Raw genomic sequence first — 8,307 nt, 5'->3', positions numbered from 1 at the left:
CCGCTCATCTGCGGGGCCGGTTTGGGTGTAGACACCGGCGTTGGCACGCGCGTCGGCACTGGAATCAACTGCGCGCCGCACTGATCGCAAAAGCGAGCGTTATCAGGGTTTGCTACTCCACACTGCGGGCAGAATGGCATGGCTCTCCTCCATCTGCTGAGCGACTGGTTGCGAGATATGACTAGTGTTGCGTCACTGAGGTTGCAGTTCTATATGCATGCCATTCCGATAGCGTTGCTGATGAGACCACTATAGCATAAGATGAGCGATCGTGGTTTGCGCCAACTCCCTCTTGTCATTGCGAGCCGCGCGGTAGGGGCAGAGCGCGGCTCTGCCCACGCGCGGCGACGCAATCCCTCGCGAGCGCGGGAGCGGCCCCTTTCCGCCGAAGCGGGAGATTGCTGCGGGGGCTGTGCCCCCTCGCAATGACAAGCGGGCACGCCCGCGCTCCCCTTCTGTCATTGCGAGCCGCCGGAGGCGGCGAAGCAATCTCCTCCGGCAGCGAGATCGGGCGCTCAAGGCATTATGGAGGCTACCCCAACCCGCTGCGCGCTAACCCAACACGCAAAACGTAGGGAGTGCGGCAGTCAAACTGCCGCACTCCCTACAAGTTGTGGGATCAGTCGTGTAATACTGCCCCTACCCCAAAGATCAGCCGTACCCCACGATCATAGGTAAAGTAGCTGTAGGCCCAATTCAACAACACCAATGCTTGGTTGCGAAAGCCGACCAGCGCCATCAAATGCACGAACAGCCAACCGGCCCATGCCGGCCACCCGCTCAGCCGGATGCCAAACGCATCGAGCACCGCGGCGCTGCGACCGATGGTTGCCATCTGGCCTTTGTCAACGTAGCGAAATGGTTGCATTGGCAGATCGTTGATCTGCGCATCGGCCAGCGGTGCGCCGCGCACTCCCGCTGCCCACACCACAGTCTCGGCGTCTAACCGTGAACCGTCACGGAAGGATAACCCATACGGATCGGCACCGGCCACCGGTGTATTCAACCGCACTTCGACTCCCATCTGCTGCAAGCGTTGCAAGGCCGCGCGTTGCAACGATGCGGGGAAGGAGGCAAGAATGTGGCTGGTCGCTTCGATCAACACTACTCTTGCCTGCTGCACATCGAGCATCGGGTAGTCATGGCGAATCACGTGCCGGATCAACTCGACAAACGCGCCGGCTAACTCGACCCCAGTCGGCCCGCCGCCGACCACGGCAAAGGTGAGCAGCACCGCGCGCCGAACCGGATCGCTCTCGGCGGCGGCATGCTCGCAGCACAACAGCACGTGGTTGCGCAGCCGCTGCGCTTCGTTCAAATCCTTCATCCCCATCGTGTAGCGCGCGATCTGCTCGTTACCAAAGAAGTTGGTTGTGCTGCCGGCGGCGAGGATAAGATAGTCATAGCTGACAGGGCCGGCATTGGTCTGCACCAGACGCCGCGCGAAATCAACCCCGCTGACTTCGGCCAGCAAGAAGCTAGCATTGCGGTAGCGGCGCAAGATGGCGCGCACCGGATACGCGATCGACTCTGGTTCGAGACCAGCGGTGGCAACTTGATAGAGCAGCGGCCAAAAGCCGTGGTAATTGGTGCGATTGATCAAGAGCACCTCTACCGGCGCTTTGGCGAGCGCTCGCACCGCAGCGAGACCGCCAAAACCCGCGCCGGCGATCACAACTCGCGGGCGGGCCGGTTGGGTGAGAGATTGGAGTGATTGTGGCGAAGCCATTGCTCGTCCCTTCCTAGTGAAATTATTCACAAAATAGTGTGGAGAGCAATCGGTCTCGCTAAACATAACGGAGTAGCGGCGCGAGTGGATGTGAGGAGACAATGAGAATCTAGCGCCCCACGCTCTCCGCACCTTGTGCGGAGGGGTAATCCTAACCGATCACGACCCACCCGCGCCGGTTGCGCCGGGGAAAAGGAATGGCCGGCAGCGGGTAGATACCGGTGAGCCAGATCAACGTGACATAACGATCTTGGGCGTGAAGCGTCCAAAATTGCGGGTCGTCAATGACTAGTTCAGCGGCGTAAGCCGCACGGAGTTCGTCCATCTCAGTTGGGGTTATCGCCCGGCTGATCGCATCCGTAACCAGCGCCAACCCAGCCAACGGGCCGCCAGCCCGCTTGAGCAGCACGAGATCGCCGGTCTTCACTTGCCCAAACGGCGCCCGCCGGTCGCGCCCAAACCGGCTCTCGATCCGCTTACGTCTGGCAAGGATGCGGCTCAAGTACGGCTCGCGCAAGATGGCAAGGTGAAGGGTAGCCGCGCTGCGCCCTTCGCGCCACGCTTGCAACCGCTCGTGCCAAGCCGGGTGGGCAATAGTAGCTGAGAGGATGGCTTGCCAGACTGTTGGCAGTATGTTCGTCTTCATACGCCTTACAATTGAGCGGTTAGGATCATTGCCACAAAAAGACACAAAAAAAGATCGCCTGAGCGCCCGCAATGCCTCTCCCGTTCCCGCAGCGCTTCCCCCGCTCCCGCTGTTAGGCAGGAGCGGGGTCTAGGGGGTGAGGGTCAATCACAAAGACCGCCAAGCGCGCACAGGCGCAGCGATTCATAACGCAAAGGCGCGAAGGACACAAAGAGCGCAAAGGGTTTTGTATCGTCCATACTCCCGCTGCGTCCTCTGCGGTAAAAAACGTCTCGAAAGCGCGAGGAATCCGCACAGGAGGAGATTGCTTCGGGCGCTACGCGCCCTCGTAATGACATACTGCCTCGCCTCTTCTCCCACTGGTGGACTGTATGGGTGGGGCTGGAGCGGTTGCTCAGCGACTCGCAATGACATACTGCTTCTCCTCTTCTCCCGCTGCGTCCTCCGCGTTCTCTGCGGTAACAACACACTCTCACCTGCTAAATACGCACCTCCTCGCAGGATGAGTCGATTGCTGGCCTCCACCCCAAAGCGAGCAAAGGCACAGCGATTCGGAATGCAAAAGCGCGAAAGAGTTTGGTATCACCTCCCCCCCTTGCCCGCTGCGTCCTCAGCGCCCGCTGCGGTCAAAAAACCACTTTCCCGCAACACCCATGCGGCTGCTTCGCGCACCGCCATTCCCACGCGCACCCCACGTACCGCCGCGCTCACATTGCAGGCGCTGATGATACCGTGCTCCCACGTGTCGGCAGCGTCGCCAATGCGGGCCGAGGTGTAGGCCACTGCCAGTGCGGGAATGCGCTGTGCATCGAGCATCGCAAGGCCAGCGATACCGGCGTTGTCTTTACCAATCCCGGCATCGTTAAAGACCACGCCGGCCAGCGGCACCGCCAGCACATAGCGCGCTGAGCTCGCGCCGCCGTGCGAACCGCTGACCACGAACGCGCCTTGATCGCTCTCGTCTACATACGAAATGGAATCCATTAACACGATCCGGCGCGCGCCGATCTGCATGATTACCTTGGCCATAGTTCTACTCAGAATGATTGTGGTGTTGACAACGATATTGTACAACGTTTTAAGTGGAAATGTCATTATCACTGTGGGTGGAGGGGCTGGAAATAAAAAAGAAGCCTCACCGAGGCTTCTTGGTGGGGTGCCTGATGGGGCTCGAACCCACAACTTCCTGATCCACAGTCAGGCGCTCTGCCATTGAGCTACAGGCACCGCGCTGCGAATCTGAATATAGCACAATCAGGCCGAGTCGTCAAATCGACAGCTCACTGCACCACGCTAAACACGACGATCCCGTATTGGCATTGGGCGCGCAGGCGCAGACCGGCGTGCGCAAAGTGCCGATTCAGCTCAGCAACCGAAGGAAATTGTAGCCCGCCTAGCCCCAAGAATTGCTGGAAGGCGCGGCCCGGCGGGTTATCGGCGGCAGCCAGACTCATCATCACCCCCCGGCCCTGCGGCGCTAACAGCCGGCGCCATTCGGTTAACGCCGCCGGAATATCACCAATCTCGTTGAGCGAACCACCCATCACCAGTACGCTGACTGTGCCGGCAGCGAACGGCAGCGCCTGCGCGCTGGCTCGAATAAAACTGATGCGCAGACCCTCGCGCCGCGCCCGTTGGCGCGCCTCTTGCAGCATCGGCAGGCTGAGGTCGATCCCAACCACCAATCCGTTCGCACCGCTCCGGCGGCGGGCCTGCTCCAGCGCCCGCGCGTACAGGCCATTGCTACAGCCAACATCGATCATCAACCCGCCGCGATCGACGCCGGCCAGCTCGGTGATCAACGCCAGCTCGCGTTCGAGCGGAAACTGCTCGCCGCTGAGCATACTCAGCGCCAGTGGCCGCCATGTCCGTTCGTAGGCCCACGCCGCCGGCGGCAAGACATTGACGAATTGGGCGATACTGCCCGGCCATTGTTGTCCGAGCAGATCGAGAATGCCCTCGGCAATCGGGTATGTGGTTGCGCATTGCGGGCAGCGCAACCGGCCCGTTTCGATCATCCCGGCTCCCTCGCGATCGATCTGTTCTACGGTCAGAACCGTCTCGCGGTGGCGCGGGCACGTGATGAGGGGTAATACGTTGTGATCCATACTAAGTATAATACCCCGAATTTGGCGCCACTGGAAGACTGCTAGGTGATCGCAAAGCGTCTGCCCTCTTCTCCCGCTTAGTGAGAGAAGGGGCAAAGGACTGAGGGCTGCATCGCGCTACGCACTAATGCTTGTGTGTATACCGCTGCGCAATCTTGATCAGATGCTCGTAATCGATCGGTTTGGGCAAAAACTCATTGCAGCCGGCGCGTCTTGCCCGTTCGATGTCGTTGCGGGTCACATGACCGCTCACCGCAACGACCGGAACATCATGCAGATGGGGATCGCGCTTCACATATTCGGTCGCTGTCCAACCATCAAGACCGGGCATCGACAAATCCATCAAAATCAGGCTTGGCCGGCGCTGCCGGGCAATATCGAGCGCTGTCTGCGCATCTGATGCTAACTCAACGGCAAAGCCGCTAAAACTGAGCATCTGCCCAATAATGTGACGATTATCGAAATTGTCATCGACAACGAGAATGAAACTCATGCAAGATCTCCTACCACGTGCGGTTCTAGCGATGAAGAATCTGTGTTAACCGCGGGCGCCGCCGGAATCCAGACCGTAAAGGTTGACCCAATTCCAGCGTCGCTTTCAACCGCAATCGTGCCGCCGAGGGCTTGCACGATCTGCTTGGTGAGTGCCAACCCAAGACCGGTGCCTTGGTACCGGCGCGTGACCGACTCGTCAAGTTGGCTGAATGGTTGAAAGAGTTCGGATTGTTTCTCGCGCGGGATCCCGATCCCGGTATCGATCACGGCAAAGCGAACGCCGTCCACGCCATGGCGTCGTTCAGCCGCCGCTTCCAGCCGGATGGTGCCGTCTTCGGTGAATTTGGCAGCATTGCCGAGCAGATTAATCAACACTTGCCGCAACCGGCGGCCATCCGTCTCGATAATACCGAGATCAGGCGGGCAGTGGGCAACAAGCTGATTATGGTTGCGTTGCGCTAATGGCAGCGTCATTGCCACTAACTCATCAACGAGTGCAGGTACTTCAACGTGAGTGTATTCGAGATCGAGCGCCCCTTGCTCAATCCGGGCAAAATCGAGCACATCGCTGATCAACGCCAGCAAATGGCGTCCAGAAGCAAGGATTCGATCAACATACACGGCATGGGGTTCAGAAACGGATTTGTTGAGGTGCAATAACTGGGCATAACCGAGAATGGCATTGAGCGGGGTACGCAATTCGTGGCTCATCGTGGCCACGAAGGCGCTCTTGGCTTGGCTGGCCGCTTCCGCCGCCGCGCGCGCCCGTTCAGCTTCAGCCTCGGCTTGCTTACCGCGGATAACCTCCTCCATTAACTGTTCTTGACGGGCAAGACTGGCTTGCAACGCGCGATTGCGCTCTTCCAGCTCGGCGCGTTGGGTGCGCAAACTGGCGAGCATCTGATCAAACGCACGCGCCAAATCGCCAATTTCATCGCGAGTCCGTTCATCGATCGAGCCAACAAAATCACCCGCCGAAACCCGACCAGCGGCGTGCGCCAGCCGCCGCAACCGGCGCGCAATTCGGGCCGAAAGAAACAGACCAATTGCCGCCGAGATAATGACGGCAACCACAGTATCGATCAAAATAAAGGTGCGCGCCGTATCGTAGCTCGCAGCAACCACTTCCAGCGATGCTTGGGCCTGTTGTTGGTTTTCGCGCACCAATTCGGCCATCGCCCGATCGAGCGCATCGTAGAACGGGTTCATCCGCGAATAGAAGGGTTGCACGCTGCCATCACTAGCCAAGCGCACCGCCGGCACGAACCGTTCGTGGTTCGTGCGTACCACCTCTTGCCATGCCGCCTCGACCGCATCAAGCTTGATCCGTTCCGTGTCTGAACCGACCAGCGGGCGATAAGCGTCAAAGTAGCCGGCCATCTCGGCTTCGATGGCGCGCATCTGATCGAGAATGCGTCCCCGATCGCCGTTGTTAGTGTAGATCAAAAATTCCAGTTGCCGGGCGCGATATCGGTTGATCGCCGCCGTCATATCGCCAACGGCATCGAGCGAGGGAATGGTGTGGCGCTCGATAAAGACGGCGCGCTCGTTCATCGTGGCCATTTGGTAAGTGGCAAAAAAGCCAAGCACCATCATCAACAGCAGGTCGATGGCCAGTGTGCCTAACAATTTGGCCCGGATTGGAAAACGCACCGCTAGCGATCCTCTAGTTGCAACAGTTGCTCGATGGATAGACCTACTTGCGAGCCGCCGGCAAAGACCGAACCGGTGATCCGGCGTTCTACCCGCCGGATAGCCAATTCATACGCTCTGGCCGGCAGTGGGATGTAGCGCGCTTTATTGACGAAGAGTTCACCATTGCGCAGATACATATCAACGAACGCGCGCACTTCTGGCCGTTCCAATGCGTCAACCCGCACGTACATAAAAATGGGGCGTGAGAGCGGTTGATAACTGCCATTAGCGATCGTGGCTTCTGATGGCGCCACACAACCGTTGCCGCTGTCAATCGCCACTGCCCGCAACTGGCCAGTATACTCGACGTAATAGGCATAGCCAAAGAAGGCTAAGCCCAATCGATCGGCTGCGACATCCTGCGCCAGCAGATAGTCGTCCTCACTGGCCGTATAATCGCCGCGACTCACCCCTTCTTTCCCCACAATTGCTGAGGTAAAGTAGTCGTAGGTGCCCGAATCAGCCCCGGCGCCGTACAAGCGCAGCGGCTGGTCGGGCCACTCAGGGCGAATCTGGTTCCAGCGCGTGATCTGCCCCTCGGCCTCTGGCTCCCACATCCGCTTGAGGTCAGCGACCGTCAAGCACTGCGCCCAGTCATTTTGCGGATGCACCACCACCGATAAGCCGTCAAACGCGACTGGCAATTCGATAAACTGAATCCCGTTTGCAGTACACGTTTCCAGCTCGCGTTGCTTGATCGGGCGCGAGGCGTTGGAAATATCGGTCTCGCCGGCGCAAAAGCGAGTAAATCCGCCGCCAGTGCCGCTCACGCCGAGCCGGATTGTGACGTCGGGAGCGAGTTCGTTGAACACGATCGCTACCTGTTCCGTAATCGGGAAGACCGTGCTTGAACCGTCGATCTTGATCTCGCCCTTTAGGGCGCTGAGATTGGTGTTGGGCAAGGTGAGCGCCGGGGTTGGTGTGAACGGCGGTATCGTTGGTTCCGGCGACGGGATCGAAGGGGGTAAAACCGTTGGTGACGGAACCGGCGTAGGCGACGGCAAGACAGTGGTGGTTCCACCGCAAGCGACTAGCAACAACGCAACAAGGCTGAGAGCGGCAATACGCCAAATGTTCATATTTGGTGCAGCTAGTGAGGGCTGATATCTTGCAGTTCAAGCAGCGCTGCTAGCCGTATCTATTATAACCCTCCGACACAATGTCATTGGTTAAGAAAAGATTAAGCATCTTTGAAGCGCTAACTTGACCTGCTTCATCAGTCCTTATCGCCGGTTATCGTCAGTAGCTCGATCGTCCTATACGTGGCTTAGAGGGTGTAGAGAACAAGCCAAGAGGCGGTATCCTTAAGCGATGGTCATTGATCCAATGTGAATTCGGTGAACACGAGTTGCTGCGCACCCGTGGGCGTTGGATCCTGTACTAGTGATAATGGGCGGTAATTCAGCACAAGCGCTTCAATCATTGGATTGCGATTTCGCTCACTTGCGCCAACGTGGTAGAAATGCTCTTTTGTATAGACATCAAACAATGCTTAATACCGCTCAATCATCACGTTTGTGCGACACTTATTGCCATGCCATGTTGAAAGAATAAACTGGACTTTTGCAAAATCCAGCGAGACGAGCGCGAGGTGCGCCTTGATTTTGGGCCGACTCCACCCCTCTTCTGTGCGC

The 8,307-nt window shown here is 58.5% G+C and carries 8 protein-coding genes and 1 tRNA gene; all 9 read right to left on the bottom strand.

Translation table 11 applies throughout. The annotated features are described in order from the left end of the window. Positions 1-140: zinc-ribbon domain-containing protein (locus U9R81_RS14700; protein WP_322496181.1), on the bottom strand; the 140-nt coding region annotated here is incomplete at its 3' end. Positions 141-619: 479 nt separating this feature from the next. Then, complete coding sequence (locus U9R81_RS14695; RefSeq protein WP_322496180.1) at positions 620-1,729, bottom strand: NAD(P)/FAD-dependent oxidoreductase; 1,110 nt, start codon at positions 1,727-1,729, stop codon at positions 620-622. A 151-nt stretch (positions 1,730-1,880) separates the two neighbouring features. Beyond that, positions 1,881-2,375 (bottom strand): ASCH domain-containing protein, encoded by a 495-nt coding sequence (locus U9R81_RS14690; RefSeq protein WP_322496179.1) that lies wholly within the window; start codon positions 2,373-2,375, stop codon positions 1,881-1,883. Between the two features lie 582 nt (positions 2,376-2,957). Further along, positions 2,958-3,404: a hypothetical protein gene (locus tag U9R81_RS14685; RefSeq protein ID WP_322496178.1), complete on the bottom strand. Its 447-nt coding sequence runs from the start codon at positions 3,402-3,404 to the stop codon at positions 2,958-2,960. A 123-nt stretch (positions 3,405-3,527) separates the two neighbouring features. Further along, positions 3,528-3,602, bottom strand: a tRNA-His gene (locus U9R81_RS14680). Between the two features lie 53 nt (positions 3,603-3,655). Continuing rightward, positions 3,656-4,483, bottom strand: a complete 828-nt coding sequence (locus U9R81_RS14675; RefSeq protein ID WP_322496177.1) for a methyltransferase domain-containing protein — start codon at positions 4,481-4,483, stop codon at positions 3,656-3,658. A gap of 124 nt (positions 4,484-4,607) precedes the next feature. After that, positions 4,608-4,976, bottom strand: a complete 369-nt coding sequence (locus U9R81_RS14670) for a response regulator (protein WP_322496176.1) — start codon at positions 4,974-4,976, stop codon at positions 4,608-4,610. Next, entirely contained in the window at positions 4,973-6,631 is a 1,659-nt protein-coding gene (locus U9R81_RS14665; protein ID WP_322496175.1) for a sensor histidine kinase, read from the bottom strand. The genes U9R81_RS14670 and U9R81_RS14665 overlap by 4 nt, the downstream gene beginning before the upstream one ends. A 2-nt stretch (positions 6,632-6,633) precedes the next feature. Beyond that, positions 6,634-7,752, bottom strand: coding sequence for a PstS family phosphate ABC transporter substrate-binding protein (locus U9R81_RS14660; RefSeq protein ID WP_322496174.1), 1,119 nt, complete (start codon positions 7,750-7,752; stop codon positions 6,634-6,636). Positions 7,753-8,307 lie beyond the last annotated feature (555 nt).

Source organism: Chloroflexus sp. (genome assembly GCF_034435895.1).
Lineage (GTDB): Bacteria > Chloroflexota > Chloroflexia > Chloroflexales > Chloroflexaceae > Chloroflexus.
This window is presented reverse-complemented; position numbering and strand designations above follow the sequence as displayed.